Annotated in this window: 18 protein-coding genes; 15 read left to right on the plus strand and 3 right to left on the minus strand. The window is 56.0% G+C overall.

Going from position 1 to position 24,987, the window contains the following annotated elements:
* Positions 1-41 precede the first annotated feature (41 nt).
* A complete protein-coding gene (gene rne / locus CFI10_RS08850; RefSeq protein ID WP_206841433.1) occupies positions 42-3,365 on the minus strand; it encodes a ribonuclease E in 3,324 nt (1,107 codons plus the stop codon).
* Between the two features lie 468 nt (positions 3,366-3,833).
* On the opposite strand from rne, the gene rluC reads away from it, so the two are divergent.
* The 5 genes from rluC to CFI10_RS08875 all read left to right on the plus strand — a co-directional run bounded on the left by rluC (position 3,834) and on the right by CFI10_RS08875 (position 8,981).
* Positions 3,834-4,802 carry a 23S rRNA pseudouridine(955/2504/2580) synthase RluC gene (rluC, locus tag CFI10_RS08855; RefSeq protein WP_206841436.1) on the plus strand — a complete coding sequence of 323 codons (969 nt, stop codon included), beginning with the start codon at positions 3,834-3,836 and terminating at the stop codon, positions 4,800-4,802.
* 16 nt (positions 4,803-4,818) lie between these two features.
* A complete protein-coding gene (locus tag CFI10_RS08860; protein WP_206841439.1) occupies positions 4,819-5,925 on the plus strand; it encodes a DNA-binding protein in 1,107 nt (368 codons plus the stop codon).
* Between the two features lie 87 nt (positions 5,926-6,012).
* A complete protein-coding gene (cysB, locus tag CFI10_RS08865; protein WP_206841441.1) occupies positions 6,013-6,987 on the plus strand; it encodes an HTH-type transcriptional regulator CysB in 975 nt (324 codons plus the stop codon).
* A gap of 97 nt (positions 6,988-7,084) precedes the next feature.
* Positions 7,085-7,702: a bifunctional phosphoserine phosphatase/homoserine phosphotransferase ThrH gene (thrH, locus tag CFI10_RS08870; RefSeq protein ID WP_091824308.1), complete on the plus strand. Its 618-nt coding sequence runs from the start codon at positions 7,085-7,087 to the stop codon at positions 7,700-7,702.
* Between the two features lie 43 nt (positions 7,703-7,745).
* Complete coding sequence (locus tag CFI10_RS08875; protein ID WP_242530164.1) at positions 7,746-8,981, plus strand: peptidoglycan DD-metalloendopeptidase family protein; 1,236 nt, start codon at positions 7,746-7,748, stop codon at positions 8,979-8,981.
* 33 nt (positions 8,982-9,014) lie between these two features.
* Here the strand turns inward: CFI10_RS08875 and pabB are convergent, their stop codons facing one another.
* Positions 9,015-10,394 carry an aminodeoxychorismate synthase component I gene (pabB, locus tag CFI10_RS08880; protein ID WP_206841442.1) on the minus strand — a complete coding sequence of 460 codons (1,380 nt, stop codon included), beginning with the start codon at positions 10,392-10,394 and terminating at the stop codon, positions 9,015-9,017.
* Positions 10,395-10,500: 106 nt separating this feature from the next.
* Between pabB and CFI10_RS08885 the strand changes: the two genes are divergently transcribed.
* The 9 genes from CFI10_RS08885 to CFI10_RS08925 all read left to right on the plus strand — a co-directional run bounded on the left by CFI10_RS08885 (position 10,501) and on the right by CFI10_RS08925 (position 21,834).
* Positions 10,501-11,367 (plus strand): alpha/beta fold hydrolase, encoded by an 867-nt coding sequence (locus CFI10_RS08885; protein WP_206841444.1) that lies wholly within the window; start codon positions 10,501-10,503, stop codon positions 11,365-11,367.
* Positions 11,368-11,497: 130 nt separating this feature from the next.
* A complete protein-coding gene (locus CFI10_RS08890) occupies positions 11,498-12,220 on the plus strand; it encodes a GntR family transcriptional regulator (RefSeq protein ID WP_206841446.1) in 723 nt (240 codons plus the stop codon).
* On the plus strand, positions 12,213-13,106 hold the full coding sequence (gene prpB, locus CFI10_RS08895; protein WP_206841449.1) for a methylisocitrate lyase: 894 nt from the start codon (positions 12,213-12,215) through the stop codon (positions 13,104-13,106). Before CFI10_RS08890 ends, prpB begins: the two co-directional genes overlap by 8 nt.
* 54 nt (positions 13,107-13,160) lie before the next feature.
* A complete protein-coding gene (gene prpC, locus CFI10_RS08900) occupies positions 13,161-14,291 on the plus strand; it encodes a bifunctional 2-methylcitrate synthase/citrate synthase (protein ID WP_206841451.1) in 1,131 nt (376 codons plus the stop codon).
* A gap of 88 nt (positions 14,292-14,379) precedes the next feature.
* Positions 14,380-16,992, plus strand: coding sequence for a Fe/S-dependent 2-methylisocitrate dehydratase AcnD (acnD, locus tag CFI10_RS08905; RefSeq protein ID WP_091824553.1), 2,613 nt, complete (start codon positions 14,380-14,382; stop codon positions 16,990-16,992).
* Between the two features lie 228 nt (positions 16,993-17,220).
* Complete coding sequence (gene prpF / locus CFI10_RS08910) at positions 17,221-18,399, plus strand: 2-methylaconitate cis-trans isomerase PrpF (RefSeq protein WP_206841454.1); 1,179 nt, start codon at positions 17,221-17,223, stop codon at positions 18,397-18,399.
* 197 nt (positions 18,400-18,596) lie between these two features.
* Entirely contained in the window at positions 18,597-19,460 is an 864-nt protein-coding gene (locus CFI10_RS08915) for a CHASE domain-containing protein (RefSeq protein WP_206841456.1), read from the plus strand.
* A 384-nt stretch (positions 19,461-19,844) separates the two neighbouring features.
* A complete protein-coding gene (gene ltrA / locus CFI10_RS08920) occupies positions 19,845-21,251 on the plus strand; it encodes a group II intron reverse transcriptase/maturase (protein WP_242530041.1) in 1,407 nt (468 codons plus the stop codon).
* Positions 21,252-21,321: 70 nt separating this feature from the next.
* Positions 21,322-21,834: a GGDEF domain-containing protein gene (locus CFI10_RS08925; RefSeq protein WP_206841458.1), complete on the plus strand. Its 513-nt coding sequence runs from the start codon at positions 21,322-21,324 to the stop codon at positions 21,832-21,834.
* A 21-nt stretch (positions 21,835-21,855) separates the two neighbouring features.
* Here CFI10_RS08925 and CFI10_RS08930 read toward each other — a convergent pair whose 3' ends face one another.
* Positions 21,856-22,923 (minus strand): 3-deoxy-7-phosphoheptulonate synthase, encoded by a 1,068-nt coding sequence (locus CFI10_RS08930; protein ID WP_206841460.1) that lies wholly within the window; start codon positions 22,921-22,923, stop codon positions 21,856-21,858.
* 217 nt (positions 22,924-23,140) lie between these two features.
* On the opposite strand from CFI10_RS08930, the gene dsbD reads away from it, so the two are divergent.
* Positions 23,141-24,982 carry a protein-disulfide reductase DsbD gene (gene dsbD / locus CFI10_RS08935; protein WP_206841461.1) on the plus strand — a complete coding sequence of 614 codons (1,842 nt, stop codon included), beginning with the start codon at positions 23,141-23,143 and terminating at the stop codon, positions 24,980-24,982.
* Positions 24,983-24,987: the final 5 nt, after the last annotated feature.

Below are 24,987 nucleotides of genomic sequence, written 5' to 3' on the forward strand. Positions count from 1 at the left end.
CGCAGGGGCGTTCGCCGCTGCGGTTTTTTTATCTGTGAGCCTTACAGGTCACCGTCCTTATTGTCTGCCTGCTGACGACGGCGCACTTCGCGTGGGTCATTGGGCGCACGACGAGCACGGCGGCGAGACACGGGCTTGGTAGACGCTGTATCGTCTGCCTCGGCCTTTGTCTCATTGGCTTCAGTTTCAGCTTCAGCTTTTTCTTCGGTTGCAGCAGGCTGCTGATTATCAGACTCAGACTCAGACTCAGACTCAGACTCAGACTCAGACTCAGACTCAGACTCAGACTCAGACTCAGACTCAGACTCAGCTGGCTGCAGCTCCGCTTTTACCGCATGAGTTTCCACTGTAGCCGGGTCTATTTCTGCAGCCTCATTCCGGTTGGCTTCCTGATCACTGTGCTGATCGGTAGCGGGGGACTCAACAGCCACCTTGGGTGTGTCGTCCTCGCTCTGGGCAAACAGCTCGACAGCGGTGTCAGGTACTGACTGCACTGATTCTTCAACCATTTCTGCAGCTGAACTGTTTTCGGCATCAGTCGCAGGCTGGGTCTGTTCTGCATCGGCAGTCTTATCCTGACGAGACTTGCCACGACCACGACGGTCACGTCCACGTGAACGACTGGAGCGCTTTCGCTCGCTGCTGTTATCGGCCTGCTCGTTGCTTTCCGCTTCAGTGGCAGTGTCGACTGAAGCAGACTGCTCGGCTGCTGCAGCTTTTTCTACAGCAGAGGGCTGTTCATCAGCTGGCTCGGCTTCCGTGGCAGATGATGTCGCAGTCTCTTCCGGTGCTGGTACATCCGGCACTGCTTCAGCAGAAGTGGCTGCCGAAACGGCTTCCTCTTTGGTAGATGACTCTTGTTGTGCTGTCGAAGGCTCGTTTTCGATAGCCAAGGTCTCTACCGCTTCAGTGGCTGTCTCAGCGACTTGCGGCTTGGCGGCAGCGTGTACCTGATCTGCAGAATCGTGCATCGCTGCAGGGCTGACCTCGGCCGTCACCACTTCAGTTTGCTCAGCAGCATCAGGCACTGCCAAGGTAGCATTGGTGATCTTGTCTTCAGCAAGCAGAGTCTGAATTTCGTCTTCAGCCTTTTCGTCACGCATTTCCTGAGGTAGAGGTGTACGAGTGGCGCTGCGTTGTTCGGTGTTACGACGACGGCGTCCACGACGACGGCTGCGGCTGCCTTCTTCTGTTACCTCGGCCTGGGATGCTTGAGATTGCAGTGCCTCAGACTTGCTTTCAGGTGTATTACTGCTCTGGTTGTCCTCAGCTGAGGTATTCTCCTGACGGGGTGACTGCTCATCGCGACGGTTGCGACTGCGACGGCGGCGGCTGCGGCCATTGTTTTCTTTCTTGTCTTTGTCTCCGTTGCTGGTTTCGCCAATCGGTGGCAGATTGGCATCACGCTCAACCGTAATGACCTCATCGCTGTCACGACGCTCACGGCTGTTGCGGCGACGATCATTCTCGCGGCGCTCACGTGCGCGGCGCTTATTGTCACGACCGCTGTCACGATTGCCTCGGCTGGTGCGGTTGTCGTTTGCATCATTATTGCTTGAGATACCGGGCTGTGCTTCCTGCTTATTATCCTTGGCTGGAGCAGACTCGGCCTTGCCTCCGAACAGAGTGCGCAATGTAGTCAGTACGCGTTCACCAAAAGAGGCCGAAGCGGCGGCAGGTGCTGCTGTGACAGACGGGGTCTGGGCAGTGGGCTTTTCAGGAGCTGCCACGGCAGTGTTTGCTTCGGTTTTTCCCTGTGGTGCGCGAGTGGGTGGTACAACCGCTTTCACGGCAGCCTGCTCGCGCTTCACCGGCACGACACGACCAGGATCAGGTGTTTCTACCTCGATCTCTGGCTGCAGGGTGTAGCTCGCATCATGGGTGGTGGCAATTGTATGATCGTCACGCAGGCGAACCACTTCGTAGTGCGGTGTTTCCATGTTCGGGTTGGGTACGATAACGACACGCACCTGATGACGCAGTTCGGCGTTGTGCACCTCATGACGTTTTTCATTGAGCAGATAGGTGGCAACGGTGACTGGCAGGATGGCACGAATCTGTGATGTGCGATCCTTGGAGGATTCTTCTTCAATCAGGCGCAGAATCGACAGTGCCAGTGATTCCGTATCGCGAATAGTCCCCTGACCGTGGCAGCGCGGACAGACCATGCCACGAGACTCACTCAGTGAAGGACGAAGACGCTGACGTGACATTTCAAGCAGACCGAAGCGTGAAATTCGTCCCATCTGAACGCGGGCGCGGTCAAGTTTGAGTGAATCGCGCAGGCGGTTCTCCACTTCACGCTGGTTTTTGATCGGCGTCATATCGATGAAATCGATTACGATAAGTCCGCCGATATCACGCAGGCGAAGCTGGCGTGCGATCTCCTCGGCCGCCTCCAGGTTGGTCTGTAATGCGGTTTCTTCGATGTCACCACCGCGGGTTGCGCGGGCAGAGTTGATGTCGATAGATACCAGCGCTTCAGTGGGATCGATAACAATGGAGCCACCGGAAGGAAGTTTGACTTCTCGTTCAAACGCGGTCTCGATCTGGCTTTCAATCTGGAAACGGTTGAACAGCGGAGTCTGCTCCTTGTACAGCTTGATGCGGTTCTCGTAACTCGGCATCACCTGCTGTGCAAACAGAACGGCCTGTTCGTACACGGTTGGGTTGTCAATCAGCACTTCGCCGATGTCAGCGCGCAGGTAATCACGGATGGCGCGAATGACCACGTTGCTTTCCTGATAGACCAGGAAGGGAGCAGGGCGCTGATTAACCTCCTTGACGGCATCCCAAAGGGTAATCAGGTAATCCAGATCCCACTGCAGTTCTTCAGAACTGCGACCAATGCCAGCGGTGCGCACAATGGCGCCCATGCCGTCAGGGATATTGACACCTGACAGCGCCTCCTTGAGCTGAGCGCGGTCGTCACCCTCGATGCGGCGAGAAATGCCGCCGGCACGTGGGTTGTTAGGCATCAGAACAAGATAGCGACCAGCAAGGCTGATGAAAGTAGTCAGCGCTGCCCCTTTGTTGCCACGCTCTTCCTTATCGACCTGAACGATGACCTCAGTGCCTTCCTTGACCATTTCCTTGATGTTGGGACGCTGGCCACGTTCGGGCTGCTTGCAGAAGTATTCGCGGGCGATCTCTTTAAGCGGCAAAAAGCCATGGCGTTCTGCACCAAAATCAACAAAAGCCGCCTCCAGGCTGGGTTCAACCCGGGTGATGCGGCCTTTGTAGATGTTGGCTTTTTTCTGTTCGCGACTGTCGGATTCTATATCCAGATCGAACAGACGCTGGCCGTCAACCAGCGCAACGCGCAACTCTTCGGGCTGAGTTGCGTTGATAAGCATTCTTTTCATGTTGTGTGCGTTCTCATAAACGCAACGCTTTACGCCCTGCGCAAGCAGAGGGTAAAGAGTCTGATGTCCAGTCTTTGGATTGGCAGCCGCGGGTGGCAGTCTTGCCTGCAGTCACGCAAACGGCGTACTGCATATCGGCGGTGAAGGAAACGCTGACCCATGTCGTTATAGGTTCTGGCTGTGGCTGCCCTGATGGTGCGGGCAGGTTCCTGGTCAGTGTGCGTCTTCACCTCCAACTGGACCTTCCTGTCAGGCGAAGGCCGTGAAAGCGTTACGTAAAAAGTTTGTGACCCCATGTTGGGATCTCAGTATTCTGCCGTGGGTCGGGGTCTTGAGCGGCCACTCATCCTGAATTAAATGGCGGGGCCGGCTGCATGGATTCCAAATTTACTAAAGCCAACCGCCTGCGGCATCGGTAGAATATAACAGCTAACCCCATAGGCATCAATTGAGAGTCAGTTCGTCTTTATGACGCATACAGCAGAAAATGAGCAGCATCAGGTCCGTTATCTGGAAGTGGATGTGGATCAAGCCGGCCAGCGAGTCGATAACTTTTTGCGCACTGCATTAAAAGGTGTGCCCAAGAGTATGATTTACAGGATTCTTCGCAAGGGCGAGATCCGTGTTAACAAGAAACGAGTAAAGCCGGACACTCGGCTGGCATCGGGTGATGTAGTACGCATCCCGCCGATCAGAACAGCGCAGCGTGGCGAGGCCGCACCTGTCGGGCAAGGGCTGGCAGATCATCTGGAAGAGGCCATTCTGTACGAAAGTGACAGCCTGTTGATCATCAACAAGCCCGCCGGGCTTGCTGTTCATGGCGGCAGCGGCGTTAGCCTTGGCCTGATTGAAGCCTTGCGGCAGGTGCGGCCAGATTGCCGCTTCCTCGAGCTGGTGCATCGGCTCGACCGCGATACATCAGGCTGCATCATGGTTGCCAAGAAACGCAGTATGCTGCGATACCTTCATGAAGCATTGAGAGAGCGCAAGGTTCGCAAGATTTACCACGCGCTGGTGGTCGGCCGCTGGACGGCTCGCTGTAACCAGGTGGATGCCCCGCTACAGAGATTTGAACTCAAATCGGGGGAGCGCATGGTCAAAGTACACCCTGACGGCAAAGCATCCATTACGTCGTTTAAGGTGTTGCAGCGCTTTGGGGATCTTGCGACTCTGGTGGAGGCAAGACCTCTGACAGGACGCACTCATCAAATCAGGGTTCACACGCAATTTGCAGGGCATCCGATAGTTGGTGACAGCAAGTATACTCCCGACGAGGATAACAGCGGCTTTCGTCAGCTTGGATTGAGGCGCCTCATGCTGCATGCAGCCCGCCTTGAACTAACTCTGCCTGATGGTGACAAACTGCAGGTCGATGCGCCTCTGGACGAAGCGACAGCGACTTCGCTACAGCAACTCTCAGTTGTGCACCCGCAGTGATAAGGATGAAGCGAGTATGGATAAAGAACTGAAAGCGGCACTTTTTGCTGCTGCCGATCGTTGTCTTCTGGCGGGTGAAGCGCCCACCCCGGAGCGTCTGAAAATTGACCTGGGGGAACAGTGCAACGCGGTACAGACAATTAACACGGGGCTGATTGAGTGGTGGCAGTTACTTCCAGCGCGTGTACGTCTTAGTGATACCAGTCCTCACATCCCCGATATGCCGGATGCGATGAAACAGACGTTCAGTAGAATTTGGCACCAGGCGGTACAGGAAGCCCACACCGAACTAAGCTTGCAGATGCAGCGCCCGGATCCTTCACTGGATCAGGCACAGCGTGCCTGTGACGACGCCTTGCGCCGTACTCAAGGTGAAGTAGGGGAGCTGGAAGCCCGTTACCGAGAACAGGGAGTCAAGCTCGACCAGGCGCGTGAGCAGACTCAGGCATTGGAAGCGGAAATTCAGGTACTGCGTCAGAACCTGGGTAACGAAACGACATTGCGAAAAAAGGAAGAGCAGCTGCGCTCCAATGTCGACCAGGAGTTGGCGCACCTTCGCAAGGCACACGAAGATGCCAAGCGTGTATTTGATCAGCGTATTCGTGATGAGCAGCGACACGGACTGGAAACGGTTGCCAAGGCTGAAGTTGATACCCGCTACTATCGCAACGCGCTTGAAAAACTGCGTGATGAATCCGGGCGCAGAGAAGGTGAGCTGACCCGAGATATACATGAGCTCCAGGGGCTGCTGGCACGACGCGATGTCAAAGTGGAAACCCAGACAACTCAAATCAAAAGTCAGGATGAGGAACTGCGCAAACTGAAGGCGCAGGATGTTCAGCAGCAGCGAGAATTCGCGCAGCTCAATGCGCAGCTTCTTACCGAGACCAACCGCAGCAAGCGTCTCGAAGAACGTGTACGGCAGCTTGAAGAAGAATTACAGCGACTGAACCAGAAGCAGGTTGGCCTTAACAGCGAGAGCGGCCGTCGCGAGAATCAGCTTCGCAGCCTGCTTAAAGAGAAAGAAGAGCAGCTGCTCCAGGCTCAAGGGCGTGCAGGAACACTGGAGAAACGAGTGGCGGGGCTGGAAGAGGAAAACAAACGCTTGAAAAATCGCGCCTGAAAGATAACCCTTGTGTTCAAGGGGATTTTCTTCATTATTCTATAGTGTTATATTAAATAAATATCTAATAACTCCAAGGGTTTTTCGATGAAGCTGCAGCAGCTGCGTTACATCTGGGAGGTTGCTCATCACGATCTCAACGTCTCGGCAACGGCACAAAGCCTGTACACATCACAGCCGGGCATAAGCAAGCAAATTCGACTGCTTGAGGACGAGCTCGGGGTCGAAGTGTTTGCGCGCAGTGGCAAGCATCTGACCCGTGTAACCCCCGCTGGCGAAGCGATTCTTGCCATTGCGGGAGAAGTGCTGCAGAAGTGTGATGCAATTCGCCAGGTTGCTCAGGAGTTCAGTGACGAGAAAAAGGGCAAGCTGGAAATAGCAACCACTCATACGCAGGCTCGATACGCGCTGCCGGATACCATCCACGATTTCATCAAAATCTACCCTGATGTGTCCCTGCATATTCACCAGGGCACGCCTATGCAGATCTCTGAGATGGCCGCTGACGGCACGGCTGATTTTGCCATTGCAACTGAAGCCATGTCCCACTTCAGTGATCTGATTATGATGCCTTGTTACCGCTGGAATCGATCTGTTGTCGTACCAAAAGGACATCCTCTGACAGAGCTGCCGGAGCTGACGCTTGAAGCACTCTCCGAATGGTCGTTGATTACCTATGTATTCGGTTTTACCGGTCGCTCAAAACTGGACGAGGCTTTCAGCAATCGTGGCCTGGAGCCCAAGGTGGTGCTGACCGCCGTTGATTCGGATGTAATTAAAACCTATGTGCGTCTGGGCCTTGGGGTTGGCATCATCGCCACCATGGCATTTGAGGAAGGCAAAGATGAAGGCCTAGTCGCGCTCGATGCGAGCCATCTGTTTGAGCACAGCATCACCCGCATCGGCTTCCGCAAAGGGACTTTCCTGCGTGGCTACATGTACGACTTCATTCAAACCTTTGCACCTCATTTGACACCTGATCTGGTACGTCAGGTACAGGCGTGCAGCAACCGGCATGAGGTTGATGCGCTGTTTGAAGGCCTCAGTCTGCCTGAGCATTAAGCGTAAAAGCCCGCTGTAACAGGCCTTGAGCATTGAAAGCCTCTGAATGACAGGGTAAATTGTGGAGCAATTTATTAACTGACTGGAGGCGTCCCGCGTGGAACTGGCTTGTCTTGACCTTGAAGGTGTATTGATTCCCGAAATCTGGATTGCATTTGCTGAAGAAACCGGTATCGAGGAACTTAAAGCCACCACCCGGGATATCCCGGATTACGACGTACTGATGAAGCAGCGTCTTCGTATTCTGGATGAGCATGGCCTGACCCTGCCTCAGATACAGGACACCATCAGCCGTCTGACTCCACTTGAAGGAGCCCGTGAGTTTATCGATTGGCTGCGGGAGCGCTTCCAGGTGGTGATCCTGTCAGATACTTTCTATGAGTTTGCTGCTCCGTTGATGAAGCAGCTTGGCTACCCGGCTCTGCTTTGCCACAAGCTGGAAGTGAATGATGAAGGGCGCATCACCGACTACACGTTGCGCCAGCGCGACCCGAAGCGCCAGTCTGTACGTGCATTTCAGCTGCTGAACTATCGTGTGATCGCAACCGGTGATTCCTACAATGATACGACCATGCTGACGCAGGCTGAGTCCGGTATCCTGTTCCACGCACCGGATAATGTCATCGCTGAGTTCCCACAATTCCCGGCTGTACATACCTACGAAGACCTGAAGCAGGCTTTTGTTGATGCCAGCGTACGCAACCTGACTGTCTAATGACTCGGCGACAGCAGCGGATGCTACAACAGAGGATAAGAGCATGAAGATGATAAGACCCAAACGCCTGCTTCTGGCCCTCGGTGTTGCGGTGCCTGTATCCCTGGTAGCAGCCGGTCTGCTGTCCTATCAACCACTGTCAGCTCCACTTGAACTGCGGTTGTCGGTGCCTGAAGTATCCGACCTTTCTTCTGCAGATGCTGAAGAGGTGAAGGATCTTGAGCCGGCTGACTTTGTCTATACCATTGAGCCTGGTGATACTCTCAGTACCATCTTTGAGATGCTGGGTATACCCCAGAAACATATGTATCAGGTACTCGAAAGTGATGTTTCGATTCTTGCTCTGGATACACTGAAGCCTGGTGATCAGTTGGCGTTCTGGCTCAATGAGGGAGCGCTGAGCAAGCTGGAACTGATCTTCAGCCCGGCCCACCAGGTGGTGTTCAGCCGTGTTGGTGATGAAACGTTTGAATATCACGAGAATTTGCTTGAAGGCGAGTGGAAAGAAGAGCTCATCGCGGGCGAAATAAACGGCAGCTTCTATGTGGCTGCCAAAAATGCAGGGCTCAATGCGCTTGAGGTTCAGCGCATCTCAAACCTGCTGCAAGACAAGATCAATTTCCGGCGCGACCTCCGTGCAGGCGACCTGTTTCAAGTCGTGCGTGCCGAGCAGTTCGTGAATGGCGAGCCGACAGGTAACTCACGACTGGAAGGGCTGCGGATTATCAACCGTGCGCGTGAATTGACCGCTTTCATGTTTGATGGCCACTACTATGATCTGAATGGCGAGAGTCTGGCGCGGGCATTCATGCGCTATCCCACTGAACGCAAGTTTCGTCTCAGTTCGCCCTTCAACCCCAATCGCAAGCATCCTGTCACGGGGCGTGTTAGACCTCACAACGGTACCGACTTCGCGACTCCGATCGGCACCCCCATTCTGGCAACCGGGGATGGTGTGGTAACACGGGTGCAGAACCACCCCTACGCGGGGTTGTATATCGTGATTGAGCACGGTCAAAAGTATCGTACCCGATACCTGCATCTGAGTAAGTCGCTGGTCAGCAAAGGGCAGACTGTGAGTCGGGGGCAGAAAATCGCCCTGTCAGGCAACTCGGGTCGCTCTACCGGAGCGCACTTACATTATGAGCTGCATATCAGCGGCCGTCCGGTTGATGCCATGCGTGCGCCGATCCCTGTTGCCGAGGCTGTGGGTGACAAGGATCGTGTAGCGTTTAACGAGCTGCGCAATCGCATTTTGGCACAGATGGGGGAGAGCTAACCGCTCTCTCCCGTTTCCATTACTCAAACGGTTCTACAGTTGTTCCAGGGTCTGCAGCAGGTTGTTGACCTTGTTATAGGATTCCTGATATTCGTCGTCGATATCCGAATCGGCGACAATTCCTCCCCCCGCCCAGCAATAAATCCTGTCTTTCTGTACCAGTAGCGTCCGAATGGTAATGCTGGTATCCATTGTGCCGCAGGCGCTGATGTAGCCAATCGAGCCGCAGTAAATGGAACGGCGCTGAGGTTCCAGCTCATCGATGATCTCCATGGCGCGAATCTTGGGGGCGCCGGTGATTGAGCCGCCCGGAAAGCAGTCTCTCAGCAGCTGAACTGCAGTCACACCTGGTCTCAATATACCGCAAACGCTGCTGACCATGTGATGCACATTCGGATAGTGCTCGATGCTGAACAGCTCGGGCACGTTTACACTGCCAGGCAGGCAGCTTTTGCTCAAATCGTTGCGTAGCAAGTCTACGATCATCAGGTTTTCAGCACGGTCCTTGGGCGACTGCAGCAGTTGCTGTGCCAGATACTGGTCTTCGTCTGTGTTGGTTGCACGCGGTCGTGTACCCTTGATGGGGCGTGTTTCAACCTTGCCTTCACGAGAAGCCTCAAGGAAACGCTCGGGCGAAAGTGACAGAATCGTACCGTCGTTCGACTCAAGGAAGGCGGCGAAGGGGGTGGGGGCAGTTTTACGCAGGGCGCGATATGCCAACCAAGGGTCACCGCTGCAGGTGGCGGAGAAGCGCTGGGTAAAATTGATCTGATAGCAGTCACCCGCATGGATGTAGTCATCAATCCGATTCAGTGCCTGGCCATAGGTTGCACGGTCCATATTGCTGACAAACGCAGTTGTGAGTACAAACGGGTGTGCCTGCCGCACGCTGTCCGCCGTGAGATTCTGCGCGAGCCGCTGCTGGACCTGTTGCAGGCTGGTCTCATTCACTTTGGGGTGGTGCATCAGGCAGCTGCGCTGCAACTGATGGTCAATGACAACAGCCCAGAGATAACGACCGACCCGCAGCCATGGGAAATTGATATCAGCCTGAGCCTTGCTGGGCAGCTGCTCAAGCGCACGTCCCAGATCATAGCTGAAGGTGCCGATAAAGCCGCCATTGAACGGTATATCCGGATCTGTCGTGGGTATTTCAATCTCTGCAAGCAGATTCTCAAGGCAAGCAAAGGGGTCGTCTTCCTTGGTGTCGAGGGCGATATCGTTTCGATTGATCTCCAGACCCTCGGGGCCAAAGCGGACTACGAGGTCGGGAGCGGCCGAAATGATATCGTAGCGTCCGCAGTGAGCGACGGGGTGTGAACTGTCAAGCAGGACAGGTTCGCCAAGATCACGCATGATCTCGAAGATCCGGTGTGCATCCAGCGGATAGGGTAGCGACTGATATTGAATCACCCTTGATCCTCACGCAAAAAGCTCATTTTACTCCTGTCCCCGGCGGGGGGCGAGTCCGTTGCCGCACATGGGTATAATTGCTTCATTGTGTAGTCAGGAGTTCAGCATGAAACACCCCTTCGTCATCAGTGAGCATCAACTGGTACTGCCGGATCAGCACCTTCATTACCGTCTGTACCGCAACCCAGTCCTGCACAATGGCCGCAAACTGCTTTTGATCCATGGTGCGGGTGTGGCAGGTGAAGACACCTGGCACATGCTGACCGCCTTTCTTGAGCACTGGCAGGAGATCCTCGTGCCGGATCTGCGCGGCGCAGGGCAAAGTGAATTCCCGGATGGGGGCGAGTACCCCTTTAGCGTGCAGACTTTGGTCAGTGACATGTCTGCGCTACTCGACCAGCTTGGGTGGTGGCAGTTCGACCTGGGAGGCTATTCCCTGGGTGGGCTCGTGGGCATGCTGCTCAAGCAGCGTTACCCAGATCGTGTCGGCAAACAGTTTTTACTGGAGTCGGCTGTGCTGGATCGGCCCGACTGGATCAGCACCATTGAGTTGCGACAGCGCTATTCGAGCGCGGCCGTGCATTTGCGCTCTGATGACCGGGAGCAGGGGATACGTCAATTCCTCGACACTATTTCACCGAACCGCAAGGCAAGTGCGCAAACAGAATCGGTTGCAGTCAGTCGATTGGCGCGTCGGCCGCTGGGCTTTGCTCATGCATTGGACGCCGTAACGGCTGCCATCAACAGTATCGACCGTGATGCGCTACTGGCATCTCAAGGGGATGTGAGCAGCTTTATCGGAGGGTTGAGTGTGGAGTTGATGCATCAGCTGCATTTGACTCTGGCTGAGCAGATGCCCAATTGGCACTACTTTATGGTGCCAGGAACCGATCATTCATTACCGTTCCAGAAGCCACGACAGATCGCCCGCATCATGAATGCGGAACTCGAACGCTACCTGCGCGAATGCTGAGGGAAAGCCCCTAGACTTTTGTCTGATGTTGACAATTTTTCAGCCAGATCAGGTTGACGCCCCTTTTTGGCATGGGTATCGTTGCTTCTGAAAATATTGTCGACAATCTTGATCAGGGGTTGTAGCTGACGTGAGTGAAGAAATCGGGTATCCGAAAGTGGTGCCGCTTGAACCGGAAGCCCGTACGCTGGCTGACCGAGTGTGCCGCCAGATCGTGACGGCCATTGTGAAGGGTGAAATTCCGCCCGGTCACAAGATCAGCGAGCCCGAGCTGGCCAGAACCTATGGTATCAGCCGCGGCCCGTTGCGCGAAGCCATTCGCCGCCTTGAAGGCTGGCGCCTGGTTGAGCGCAAGGCGCATGTAGGGGCTCGGGTGGTTAAGCTGAGTGCGCACGAGTTGATCGAGATTTACCGCGTTCGCGAAGCGCTGGAAGGCATGGCTTGCCGACAGGCCGCCAAGAACATGACCGATGCCGAGATCGAGAGTCTGAAGCGCCTGCTGGATGAGCATGAAGCCTCCATTGAGCAACGCGAAGGCCGCTCCTACTTCCAGAAGGAGGGTGATCTCGATTTCCATTACCGAATTGTACAGGGTAGCAAGAACTCCAAACTGCTGGAGCTTCTGGGTGACGACCTGTACCACCTGGTACGTATGTACCGTTATCAATTCAGTGTGTCCAGCTCGCGCCCCAAGCGTGCCCTCAAGGAGCATCGTCAGATTATCGATGCAATCGAGGCACGAGATGAGGAGCTGGCCGAGATGCTGATGCGTCGTCATATCAGTGCCGCACGCCGCAACATCGAAGACAAACTGGATACAGTGACCAAACCTGAAGGGGATAAACATGGCTGAGAAAATGACTGCGGGTGCGCGCTTCCGTAAAGCGCTGGCTGAGAACCAGCCGCTGCAGATCGTTGGTACCGTCAACGCTTACAATGCAATGATGGCTACACGAGTGGGACACCAGGCGATCTACCTGTCCGGTGGTGGTGTTGCCAACGCTTCTTACGGCCTGCCTGATCTGGGCATGACCTCAATGAACGATGTGCTGGAAGATGTATGTCGCATCACCAGTGCCGTCGATACACCACTGATGGTTGATATCGATACCGGCTGGGGTGGCGCATTCAACATCGCCCGTACCGTAAAAGAGATGATCAAGGGTGGCGCTGCGGCCGTTCATATCGAAGACCAGGTTGCGCAGAAGCGCTGTGGCCACCGTCCCAACAAGGAGATCGTATCCCTTGAAGAGATGGTTGATCGTGTCAAGGCAGCCGTTGATGCCCGTACCGATGATGATTTCTTCATCATGGCACGCACTGATGCGTTCCAGATGGAAGGGCTGAATGCCGCTGTTGAGCGTGCCCAGGCCTGCCTGGAAGCCGGTGCCGATGCGATTTTTGCCGAAGCCGTACACACGCTGGATGACTACCGTGCCTTCTCCAACGGCATCAACGGTTCTCACTTGCTGGCGAACATCACCGAGTTTGGTGCCACGCCGCTGTTCAACAAGAAAGAGCTGGGTGAGGCTGGTGCCACTATGGTGCTGTACCCGCTGTCAGCCTTCCGTGCCGCCAACAAGGCTGCACTGAATGTATACGAACACCTGCTGAAAGATGGCGACCAGAAAGCGGTTGTCGACACCATGCAGACCCGCATGGAACTGTACGATTTCCTCAACTACCACGACTTTGAGCAGAAGCTGGATGCGCTGTTCAAAGAAGGCAAAAACAAATAAGAATCACGGTATCGGGAGGTCTGATCTCCCGACAACAGATTGAAGGAGAGACAGATGGCAGAAGCAAAGAAACTCGGCGGTGCCGGTCTGCGTGGACAGTCCGCTGGTGAAACCGCTCTGTGTACCGTTGGTAAAAGCGGTGCCGGCCTGACCTACCGCGGCTATGACATCAAAGAGCTGGCTGACAAGGCCCAGTTTGAAGAAGTGGCTTATCTGCTGCTGTACGGAAAACTGCCGAACCAGGCAGAGCTCGACGGCTACAAGGCGAAACTGAAGGGTATGCGTGGTTTGCCGGATGCACTGAAAACCGTGCTGGAGCAGATCCCCAAGGATGCGCACCCGATGGATGTGATGCGCACCGGTTGTTCAATGTTGGGGAATCTGGAAACCGAGCAGGATTTCTCCGAGCAGCACGATCATATCGACCGCATGCTGGCTGCCTTCCCGTCGATCATCAACTACTGGTACAACTTTGCCCACCACGGCAAGCGTATCAACACCGAGACCGACGCCGACTCCATTGGCGAACACTTCCTCTGGACTCTGCACGACAAGAAGCCCGAGCCGCTGCACGTCAAGGTGATGCATGCATCCCTGATTCTCTACGCTGAGCATGAGTTTAACGCGTCCACCTTTACCGCTCGTGTATGTGCCTCCACCCTGTCTGACATCCACAGCTGTGTAACCGCCGCCATCGGCTCTCTGCGTGGCCCGCTGCACGGTGGTGCCAACGAAGCTGCCATGGCGATGATCGAGAACTGGAAATCGGCTGACGAAGCGGAAGAGGCGATCATGGGCATGTTGGCCCGCAAGGACAAGATCATGGGCTTCGGTCATGCGATCTACCGTGACTCCGATCCGCGTAACGCCATCATCAAGGAGTGGTCACAGAAGCTGGCCGAGCAGGTGGGTGATACCGTGCTGTACCCGGTTTCCGAGCGTGTTGAAGCGGTTATGTGGCGCGAGAAGAAACTGTTCTGTAACGCCGACTTCTTCCACGCGTCTGCCTATCACTTCATGGGTATCCCGACCGAGCTGTTCACGCCGATCTTCGTGTGTTCGCGTGTAGCCGGCTGGACAGCGCATGTGATGGAGCAGCGTGCCAATAACCGCATTATCCGTCCGTCCGCTGACTACACAGGTCCCGAGTCGGCCGAATGGGTTGCGATCGAAGACCGTCCCTGATCGGACTGTCTAATCGCCCCTGGTTGCAGCGGTCTGCGTCCGCAGCCGCTGCCATATGCCCCTGAATACATCGATGGACACCAGTCATATGAACACTCAATACCGTAAATCACTTGCGGGCACCGGTCTGGACTATTTCGACACCCGCGCGGCGGTCGATGCCATTGCACCGGGTGCTTACGCCACTCTGCCATATACATCGCGTGTACTGGCCGAACAGCTGGTACGCCGCTGTGAGCCCGAAGCACTGACCGATTCACTGAAACAGCTGATTGAGCGCAAGCGCGACCTGGATTTCCCCTGGTATCCGGCGCGCGTGGTTTGCCACGACATTCTGGGTCAGACAGCATTGGTTGATCTGGCCGGTCTGCGTGATGCCATTGCCGAGAAGGGCGGTGATCCTGCCAAGGTCAACCCGGTTGTACCGACTCAGTTGATCGTTGACCACTCGCTGGCCGTTGAGGCAGCCGGCTTCGATCCGGACGCGTTCGAGAAGAACCGCGCCATCGAAGACCGTCGCAATGAGGACCGCTTCCACTTCATCGAATGGACCAAAACCGCATTCAAGAACGTGGATGTGATCCCGGCCGGTAACGGCATCATGCACCAGATCAACCTGGAGAAGATGTCCCCGGTGATTCAGGCCCGCGATGGTGTTGCCTTCCCGGATACCTGTGTCGGTACCGACTCCCACACCCCGCACGTGGACGCGTTGGGCGTCATCGCCATCGGTGTGGGTGGCCTGGAAGCCGAAACCGTGATGCTGGGCCATCCGTCAATGATGCGTTTGCCGGATATCGTCGGCGTCGAACTGACCGGCAAACGCAAGCCGGGCATCACCGCAACCGATATCGTACTGGCTATCACCGAATTCCTGCGTAAGGAACGTGTGGTTGGGGCCTACCTGGAGTTCTTCGGTGAAGGTGCTGACAGCCTGACTATCGGTGACCGTGCCACCATCTCCAACATGACACCGGAATACGGTGCCACTGCGGCGATGTTCTACATCGATGGGCAGACTATCGATTATCTGAAGCTGACTGGACGTGAGCCTGAACAGGTAGCCCTGGTGGAACAGTATGCCAAGGAAACCGGTCTTTGGGCTGATGACCTGAAAACCGCCCAGTACGAGCGTGTGCTGAGCTTTGATCTGTCTACAGTTGAACGCAACCTGGCCGGTCCGTCCAACCCGCACCGTCGCCTCCCGACCGCTGCTCTGCACGAGCGTGGCATTGCCGATGAAGACAAGCTGGCGGCGGCCCGTGCTGAAGAGGCTGAAGGCAAGCTGCCGGACGGCGCTGTGATCATTGCGGCAATTACGTCATGTACCAACACGTCCAACCCGCGTAACGTGGTGGCAGCCGGTCTGCTGGCCAAGAAAGCCAACGAGCTGGGTTTGATCCGCAAGCCTTGGGTGAAGTCTTCTTTTGCACCGGGCTCCAAAGTGGCTCGTCTGTACCTGGAAGAGGCTGGATTGCTGTCGGAACTGGAAAAGCTGGGCTTCGGTATCGTGGCCTATGCCTGCACCACCTGTAACGGCATGTCCGGTGCACTGGATCCGAAGATTCAGCAGGAGATCATCGATCGCGATCTGTACGCGACTGCTGTTCTGTCCGGTAACCGTAACTTCGATGGTCGCATTCACCCATACGCCAAGCAGGCGTTCCTGGCGTCTCCGCCGCTGGTTGTGGCCTACGCCATTGCCGGTACCGTTCGCTTCGATATCGAGAAAGATGCGCTGGGCACCGACAAGGATGGCAACCCGATCACCCTGAAGGATCTGTGGCCGTCGGACGAAGAGATCGATGCGATTGTAGCCAAAGCGGTGAAGCCTGAGCAGTTCAAGCAGGTCTACATTCCGATGTTCGATCTGGGCAAAGTTGAAGAAGCAGAAAGCCCGCTCTACGACTGGCGTGAGATGTCCACATATATTCGCCGCCCGCCGTACTGGGAAGGTGCTCTGGCAGGTGAGCGTACCCTGACTGGTATGCGTCCGTTGGCGGTGTTGCCTGACAACATCACCACCGACCACTTGTCACCCTCCAACGCCATCATGATGGACAGTGCGGCTGGTGAATACCTGCACAAGATGGGAGTGCCGGAGGAGGACTTCAACTCATACGCAACGCACCGTGGCGACCACCTGACGGCGCAGCGTGCAACCTTTGCCAACCCGAAACTGATCAACGAGATGGCCATCGTCGACGGTGAGGTCAAGCAAGGATCGCTGGCGCGTGTTGAGCCTGAAGGTAAGGTCATGCGGATGTGGGAAGTGATTGAAGCCTACATGCAGCGCAAGCAGAACCTGATCATCGTTGCCGGTGCTGACTACGGTCAGGGCTCGTCCCGTGACTGGGCGGCCAAGGGCGTGCGTCTGGCGGGTGTTGAAGCGATTGTGGCCGAAGGCTTCGAGCGTATTCACCGTACCAACCTCGTGGGCATGGGTGTGTTGCCGCTGCAGTTCCGTGAAGGCGAAACCCGTCACACCTACGGCATCGATGGTACCGAAACCTACGATGTGAAAGGCGAGATCGCACCGGGTGCCACCCTGACGCTGGTGATCAACCGTCGCAACGGCGAAAGCGTTGAAGTGCCGGTGATCTGTCGTCTGGATACCGCTGCCGAAGTGGAAACCTACAAGGCCGGTGGTGTGCTGCAGCGCTTTGCCAAGGAGTTCCTGGAAGCGGAAGGCGCTGCCTGATTCCAGATCTCACCAGGTCCGGACTGTCATTGATGGTCCGGACGTGTCCCGGATGGGGCGCAGACTCAAGTGCTGCAGTGTTGCTGGAGCGGACCGTGTGGCGCCATGGATGGCGCCATCGAGCCCCCAGGGATGGGTTTACGGCGTGTCCGAACCGGCAATGCTGCAGCACACCTTTCACCGTCTGAATGCTCCCGTCCGGCAACCGACTTATTTTGGAGCATCTCAATGTCCAGTGTTCCCCAGATTAAAATACCGGCCACCTATATCCGTGGCGGCACCTCCAAGGGTGTATTCTTCAATCTTACTGATCTGCCCGAAGCCGCGCAGGTCCCGGGTGAAGCCCGTGACAGGATCCTGCAGCGCGTAATTGGCAGCCCCGACCCCTATGGTCAGCAGATCGACGGCATGGGTGGTGCGACCTCCAGTACCTCCAAAACCGTTATTTTGGCCAAAAGTGAACAGCCTGATCACGACGTGGATTACCTGTTCGGTCAGGTGGCGATCAACAAGGCGTTCGTCGACTGGTCCGGCAACTGTGGCAACCTGACGGCTGCTGTGGGTGCCTTTGCCATCAGCAAGGGGCTGGTCGACCCTGAGCGCGTGCCGGAAAACGGCATCTGCACCGTGCGCATTTGGCAGAAGAACATCCAGAAAACCATTATCGCCCATGTGCCGATCACCAACGGTGAGGTACAGGAAACCGGTGATTTTGAGCTGGATGGTGTGACTTTCCCGGCAGCCGAGGTAGTGATCGAGTTCATGGACCCCGCCGATGGCGAAGGCTCCATGTTCCCGACCGGTAACGTGGTCGATGAGCTGGAAGTACCGGGAGTGGGTACCTTCAAGGCCAGTATGATCAATGCCGGCATCCCCACCATCTTCGTCAACGCGGCTGATATCGGTTACACCGGTACCGAACTGCAGAAAGACATCAATGGCGATGCCGAGGCACTGGCCCGGTTTGAGACCATGCGTGCCTATGGTGCAGTCAAGATGGGCCTGATCAAGGATATCGAAGAGGCCGTTGCCCGCCAGCATACTCCGAAGATCGCTTTTGTGGCACCGGCGACCGATTATGAAGCTTCCAGCGGCAAGCAGATCAAGGCCAGCGATATTGATGTATGTGTGCGTGCGCTCTCCATGGGCAAGCTGCATCATGCCATGATGGGCACCGCATCTGTTGCAATTGCCACCGCTGCAGCCGTACCCGGCACGCTGGTTAACCTGGCTGCCGGCGGTGTTGACCGAGACGCTGTGACCTTCGGCCATCCGTCCGGTACCCTGCGAGTGGGTGCCGCAGCTGAACAGGTTAACGGTGAATGGACGGCCACCAAAGCGGTCATGAGCCGCAGTGCCCGAGTGTTGATGGAAGGCTGGGTTAGAATTCCGGGCGATACCTTCTAGCAGCCATTTCACTGTGATCTGATACAACAACGCCCGCCTTTACAGCGCGGGCGTTTTATTATTGGATGAATATAAGCTTAAGCGAGACAGTATTTGCTTGACTGGCGTACAATCAGACTTCTAAACCAGCAGTACATGGATTGGTCATGCCACCCCTGCATCGTCCCCACAAACCCATTTCCAGTCGAGTTGTTTTTTTGGCTGCACTCCTCCTGGTCATTGCCGGGCTGGCGGTGACGGAATATGTTGTCCGAATGGCGGAACAGCGGGTGGCTCAGGTCAGGACCATCGAAGCAACAGCGATTCTGGCACAGATGCGAGCGCAGCTAGAAAGCGAAATCAATTCTGTCCTTTATCTCTCCCGAGGACTGATAAGCTACGTGGCTGTTCAGCCTGCCTATGACCCTGATCGCTGGCGTGAGCTGGCAGCTGAAGTGGCTCACGATTCGACGCTTGTGCGCAATATCGGTTTGGCGCCTGATAACGTGATGCGTTTTGTTTATCCGCTTGAAGGTAATGAGCAGGCCCTGGGGCTTGATTACCGCAACACACCTGAGCAATGGCCGGCTGTTGAACGTGCCATTTCAAGCGGAAAGTTGAACCTGGCAGGACCTTTCGAGCTGAAACAGGGCGGGGTCGGCATTGTTGCTCGCAGCCCTATTTATTTCATGGATGACGGAAAGAAGCGCTACTGGGGGCTGGCATCCATCGTTATAGATTTCCCACGTCTGCTTGAGCAGGCCAGGGTGAGTGCTCATGTTGAGGGCTTTGATATAGCGATCAGGGGGCGAGATGGTTTGGGTGCCAAAGGCGCGGTGTTTTTTGGGCTTGCCAAGGTGTTTGAAGACCCTGTAGTTGAAATGACGGTTCATTTCCCCAACGGCAGCTGGATAATGGCTGCGCGCTCAAGCCCGGGTGTTTCAACGCCTGTTATTGTTATCCGACTTGCCGCATGGTTGCTGATCATGATTCTGGCAGGCCTGTTTCTGTTGCGTGCGCCAGGCATGGCGCGTAGCGCCGTGACGGGCGCTGTTCCGATGCGCGTGGTGGCGGTCGGATGACTTGGAGGTGCAAGTCCTCTGTGGGCCCGGCAAGGGGAACCACTAGCCGAACGGCAAGGGTGTCCATCGCGAGGTGGAATCTGAAGGAAGCCGAAGGCAAAGCACTGACCTGACGAACAGAAATCGCATACGAGGCGGCAGCTGTGGGTGAGGAGTCGCATATCTCCAAAGCCCGGTACTTGCACGGAGCAGCGGTCGTATATGCGGCAGGTATAAGTGTGAAGGTCACGTGTCTTACCCTGGGAGGTCTGCTGTCCTGCCTCTGGCTACGGCTGTCGTGAGGCGGCTGGATGGGACTGCAGAATTCAGCAGACGCCATAGTAGGTGACTTACCGGTCACTGAAGGGCTGAACATGATAGACGAATCGGGAGCCCTGCCCCTTGATGACCCTGAACAACACTGAACGGATGGCTGAGACGTCATTGCTTGCCGAGGAGGTGTCCGGGCAGAACCCGGCTGCGGTCCCGTGCGAGGTGTTGCCGGTTACAGCGGGTGCAGGATCACTGCCGAGCGAAGCTGACAGGGATCTGATGTCAGCGGTACTGGCTCGCAGCAACATGCTGCTGGCCTACGATCGGGTTCGTCGCAATAAAGGCGCGCCCGGGGTGGATGGGATGACAGTCGAGGCGCTCAAGCCTTACCTGAAAACCCATTGGCCTGAGATCAAACAGCAACTGTTGGAGGGGTGGTACACACCCCAGCCGGTGCGCAAGGTTGAAATCCCCAAGCCCGGGGGAGGCATCCGTATGCTGGGTATTCCCAGTGTTCTGGATCGCCTGATCCAACAGGCATTGCATCAAGTGCTTAGTCCACGCTTTGAATCCACGTTCTCTGATCACAGCTACGGCTTCCGACCGGGACGCAGTGCTGCTCAGGCGGTATTGCAGGCTCGGTCCTACATGGAAGAGGGGCGTCGCTGGGTGGTCGATATCGATCTGGAAGCGTTCTTTGACCGGGTCAACCACGACATCTTGATGTCGCGGTTGGCGCGCGGGATCACGGATACACGTGTCCTGAAACTGATCCGTGCCTATTTACAGGCCGGGATCATGGAGGGAGGTGTGGTGACGGTACGGCAGGAAGGCACGCCACAAGGCGGCCCTCTCTCGCCGCTGCTGTCCAATATCCTGTTGACGGATCTGGATCGAGAGCTGGAACGGCGGGGCCACCGGTTCTGCCGGTACGCGGACGACTGCAACATCTACGTGAAAAGCCGGAAGGCGGGAGAGCGTGTGCTTGCATCATTGACCGACTATCTTGAGCAACGACTCAAACTTCGCGTCAACCGGGGCAAGAGCGCGGTCGATCGACCCTGGAACAGGAGTTTTCTGGGCTATAGCGTGGATAACCGCAAGCGGAATATCCGGCTCAAAGTGGCAGACAAGTCTCTGAAACGGCTCAGAGCCACGATCAAGGGGGTGCTTCGCAGAGGTCGAGGACAGAGGATCTATCGGACGGTCGAGATACTGACCCCGAAACTGCGGGGCTGGATCAACTACTTCCGTTATAGCGATGTGAAAGGGAGCTTCGAGGCGCTGGATGGCTGGATTCGCCGGCATCTGCGCAAAATCCTCTGGCGTCAATGGAAACGGCCGTTCACCCGGGCCAAGATGCTGATGCGACTGGGGCTATCTGAAGGCAGGGCTTGGCGCAGTGCCACCAATGGGCGTGGTCCTTGGTGGAACTCATGCGCCTCGCACTTGAATCAGGCGCTGCCGAAGAAAGTGTTTGATCGAATCGGACTGGTATCGCTAATGGATCAATATCACCAGCTTAAATGTGTATCATGAACCGCCGTATGCGGAACCGCACGTACGGTGGTGTGAGAGGACGGAGGTCGCAAGACCTCCTCCTACTCGATTGTTCCGCCTTTATCGCTTTGCCCACGAGCAGTCTGTATCCGACCCGCTCACCGGTCTGGCCAATCGACGGCTGCTGCTGGGGCGTGCAGAGTACCTTGCCCAATTGTACTCACGCACAGGGCAGGGGTTTGCACTTTTCTTTGTCGATCTGAACCGGTTCAAGCAGGTGAATGACCGGTTCGGTCACCATGTGGGTGATCAGCTATTGATCGAAGCGGCCAACCGGTTGAGTCAAAGTGTCCGACAGTCCGATACGCTGGCTCGCAACGGGGGCGATGAATTCATTTTGCTTCAGCCGGGGGTCAATGCCGGCGATGCATCGACTATAGCATCGAAGCTTGAGGCGATGATGGACCGGCCATTTATGATTGAGGGGCATTCGTTGCAGATTTCGGCCAGTGTGGGCTGCGCGGTGTTCCCGCAGGATGTGAATAATGTGGAGGCCGTGATCAATTTGGCTGACAGCCGGATGTACGAGCGTAAACAGGAAAAACGGGCCCGCCAGAGCTGAACTCTGGCGGGAGGGATATACTCAGCGCTGGCTCAGGACCGGCTTGAGTTTCTCGTTCATGGTGCGCAGGCTGTCTTCGGTGGTTTTCCAGTCGATGCAGGCATCAGTAACGGATACGCCATACTTCAGCTCAGACAGATCCTGAGGAATGGACTGGTTGCCCCACTCCAGGTTGCTTTCGATCATCAGGCCAACAATTGACTGGTTGCCTTCCAGAATCTGGTTGGCCACGTTGTCTGCCACCAGCGGCTGCAGTGCCGGGTCCTTGCTGGAATTGGCATGACTGCAGTCGATCATGATGTTGGCTTTCTGTCCGGCTTTTTCCAGCGCCTGCTCACATAGTTTTACACTGACAGAATCATAGTTGGGCTTGCCGTCGCCGCCGCGCAGTACGACATGTCCATAACGGTTGCCACGGGTACGCACGATCGATACCTGGCCGTCGCCGTTCATGCCCAGAAAGCTGTGAGGATGGCTGACCGACTTCATGGCATTTACCGCCACATCCAGACCGCCATCGGTACCGTTCTTGAACCCCACGGCACAGGAGAGACCGGATGACATTTCGCGGTGGGTCTGAGATTCAGTGGTACGGGCGCCAATGGCAGACCAGCTGATCAAGTCCTGCATATACTGAGGGCTGTTGGGGTCCAGAGCTTCTGTTGCCAGCGGCAGGCCCATTTCAGCCAGATCCAGCAGCAACTTTCGACCAATATGGAGTCCTTCCTCGATATCAAAGGAGTCGTTCATGTGTGGGTCGTTGATCAGGCCTTTCCAGCCCACGGTGGTGCGAGGTTTTTCAAAGTAGACACGCATAACCAGATACAGAGTGTCCTTGACCTCTTCGGCCAGCACCTTGAGACGGCGGCCATACTCCAGAGCTGCTTCAGGGTCATGGATCGAGCAGGGGCCAACGACCATAAACAGGCGATTGTCCTTGCGATCGAGTATGTCCTTGATTACCTGGCGGCCCTGCATCACGCTGGCGGCAGCGGTTTCCGTCAGGGGCAGACGAGCCTTGAGCTCTTCCGGCGTTACCAGAGGGGTGTTGGATTCAATATTAAGGTCTTCTACACGTGTATCGGTCATCGTTAAGTCCTGACAGCGGCTGGAATGCTGAAAATACGGCGCCCGGCGCCGATCTCAGCTAGTTTTACCATATCGCTGCAGTGGTTATAAGTGCCTTTAGGTTGTAGTTGTACTCACTTGTTCAGGTGTCAGTGATAAACTTGCTTTTTTGCGATGAACGTTCAGACCCTGTCAGGGTCACAATTCACATCTCATTGACCGATAAAGGAATTCAGCCTTGTATCCCGCTCTGTCAAAACCCCTGTATCTGCTTTTGACCTTGCTGCTGGCGCTGCCGTCAGCTGCCAACGCATTCAGCTTTGGCTCATCCAGTAATGAGCCACTGCCGGTCGAACAGGCATTTCAGCTGCGCAGTGAGCTGGGCAATGCAGGTGAAATTAAGCTGGTGTGGGAAGTACAACCGGACTACTACCTCTACCGTGACAAGATCGAGATCGGTCTGCCAGATCATCTGCAACTGGTCGACCGGCGTGATGTGAGTGGTGAAATGAAAGAGGACCCGTTGTTTGGGCGGGTGGAGGTCTATCACAACACTGCACAGGTTGATTTGTTGCTGGGCCATCAGATGGGTAAGGCTGATGCGGGCACTCTCAATGTCACCTATCAAGGGTGCTGGGAAGGCGGCGTCTGTTATCCGCCCGTAACCGAGCAGCTGGATGTGAACAACTTGCCGGCAGCAGCGGGTCTTGCCTGGGCTGAGTCGTCAGCTGTGGCATCGGTACCTGCCACGGCCCAGGCTGACCAGCCCTTTGTCAGTGAGCAGGATCAGTTCGCGGGCCTTTTGGCCAGTGGCAACTGGCTCTTGATGCTTGGAGCCTTTTTCCTTGCCGGCCTGGCACTGTCGTTTACGCCCTGTGTCTTGCCGATGATTCCGATACTGTCTGGAATTATCGCGGGGCAGGGGCATCATGTCAGTACTCTGCGCGCCTTTATGCTGTCGCTGGTTTATGTGCTGGCAATGGCGCTGACCTATACCCTGGCCGGCGTTCTCGCGGGCCTGTTTGGGGCCAATCTGCAGGCAAGCTTTCAGAATCCGTGGATTATCGGCAGCTTCAGCGCTGTTTTTGTGTTGCTGGCCCTGTCGATGTTCGGCTTTTATGAATTGCAGCTGCCCTCGGCACTTCAGAGCCGTGTCAGTACAGTCAGTCATCGCCAGAAGGGCGGTACCCTTACAGGGGTGGCCGTAATGGGCCTGCTGTCAGCGTTGATCGTCGGCCCGTGCATGGCGGCCCCGCTGGCCGGTGCGTTGATCTATATTGGCCAGAGCGGTGATCCTGTATTGGGTGGTGCTGCATTGTTCGCGCTGTCGCTGGGTATGGGCGTACCTTTGCTGCTGGTGGGCGCGTCTGCCGGCAAGTTGCTTCCAAGAGCCGGTGTCTGGATGGAAAGTGTCAAGGCTGGGTTTGGTGTCATTCTGTTGTTGATGGCGGTCTGGATGCTGGATCGGGTGGTTGCCACCGAAGTAACTATGTTGTTGGCCGGTCTGATTCTGGTAATCAGTGCCGTTTATCTGCGCGCATTGGACAAACTGCCGGAACACGGCAATGGCTGGCATCGCTTCTGGAAAGGGGTGGGGCTGATCCTGCTGGTATACGGCGCTGCGCTGCTGATCGGAGTCATGGCGGGTAATCGCAGCCTGCTGTATCCACTGCAGGGAATTGTCGGCGGTGGGGCCCAGGCGCAGCAGAGGGCTGAGCTGCCCTTCACCACGATCAAAACCGAGTCTGAGCTGGATGCGATTCTGCAGCAGGCTCAGGCCAACGGCCAGCCTGTGATGCTGGACTTCTATGCGGACTGGTGTATCGCCTGTATCGAACTGGAGCATGTCACCTTCAGCGATGCAGGTGTACAGAGGGCCTTGACTCCGTTCCGGTTGGTCAAGCTGGATCTGACCGCACACAATGACGAGGCACGTGCCCTGTACAAACGATTCGGAATCATCGGTCCACCGGCACTGGTTTTTTACGATGCAAATGGTGAGGTACGCCCCGATCTGACTTTAATCGGTGTGATCGATCCTGAAGATTTCATCGCTCAGACCGGCCGGGTCACATTCTGAGACGT

This window comes from Marinobacterium iners (assembly GCF_017310015.1).
In the GTDB taxonomy this organism is placed as follows: Bacteria; Pseudomonadota; Gammaproteobacteria; order Pseudomonadales; family Balneatricaceae; genus Marinobacterium; species Marinobacterium iners.

Coding starts and splice junctions, on each gene's coding strand:
- CFI10_RS08885 (WP_206841444.1), top strand. CDS start 10,501: ATGAAACACCCCTTCGTCATCAGTGAGCATCAACTGGTACTGCCGGAT.
- cysB (WP_206841441.1), top strand. CDS start 6,013: ATGAAGCTGCAGCAGCTGCGTTACATCTGGGAGGTTGCTCATCACGAT.
- prpF (WP_206841454.1), top strand. CDS start 17,221: ATGTCCAGTGTTCCCCAGATTAAAATACCGGCCACCTATATCCGTGGC.
- rne (WP_206841433.1), bottom strand. CDS start 3,365: ATGAAAAGAATGCTTATCAACGCAACTCAGCCCGAAGAGTTGCGCGTT.
- ltrA (WP_242530041.1), top strand. CDS start 19,845: ATGACCCTGAACAACACTGAACGGATGGCTGAGACGTCATTGCTTGCC.
- CFI10_RS08875 (WP_242530164.1), top strand. CDS start 7,746: ATGAAGATGATAAGACCCAAACGCCTGCTTCTGGCCCTCGGTGTTGCG.
- CFI10_RS08930 (WP_206841460.1), bottom strand. CDS start 22,923: ATGACCGATACACGTGTAGAAGACCTTAATATTGAATCCAACACCCCT.
- prpC (WP_206841451.1), top strand. CDS start 13,161: ATGGCAGAAGCAAAGAAACTCGGCGGTGCCGGTCTGCGTGGACAGTCC.
- CFI10_RS08860 (WP_206841439.1), top strand. CDS start 4,819: ATGGATAAAGAACTGAAAGCGGCACTTTTTGCTGCTGCCGATCGTTGT.
- acnD (WP_091824553.1), top strand. CDS start 14,380: ATGAACACTCAATACCGTAAATCACTTGCGGGCACCGGTCTGGACTAT.
- prpB (WP_206841449.1), top strand. CDS start 12,213: ATGGCTGAGAAAATGACTGCGGGTGCGCGCTTCCGTAAAGCGCTGGCT.
- rluC (WP_206841436.1), top strand. CDS start 3,834: ATGACGCATACAGCAGAAAATGAGCAGCATCAGGTCCGTTATCTGGAA.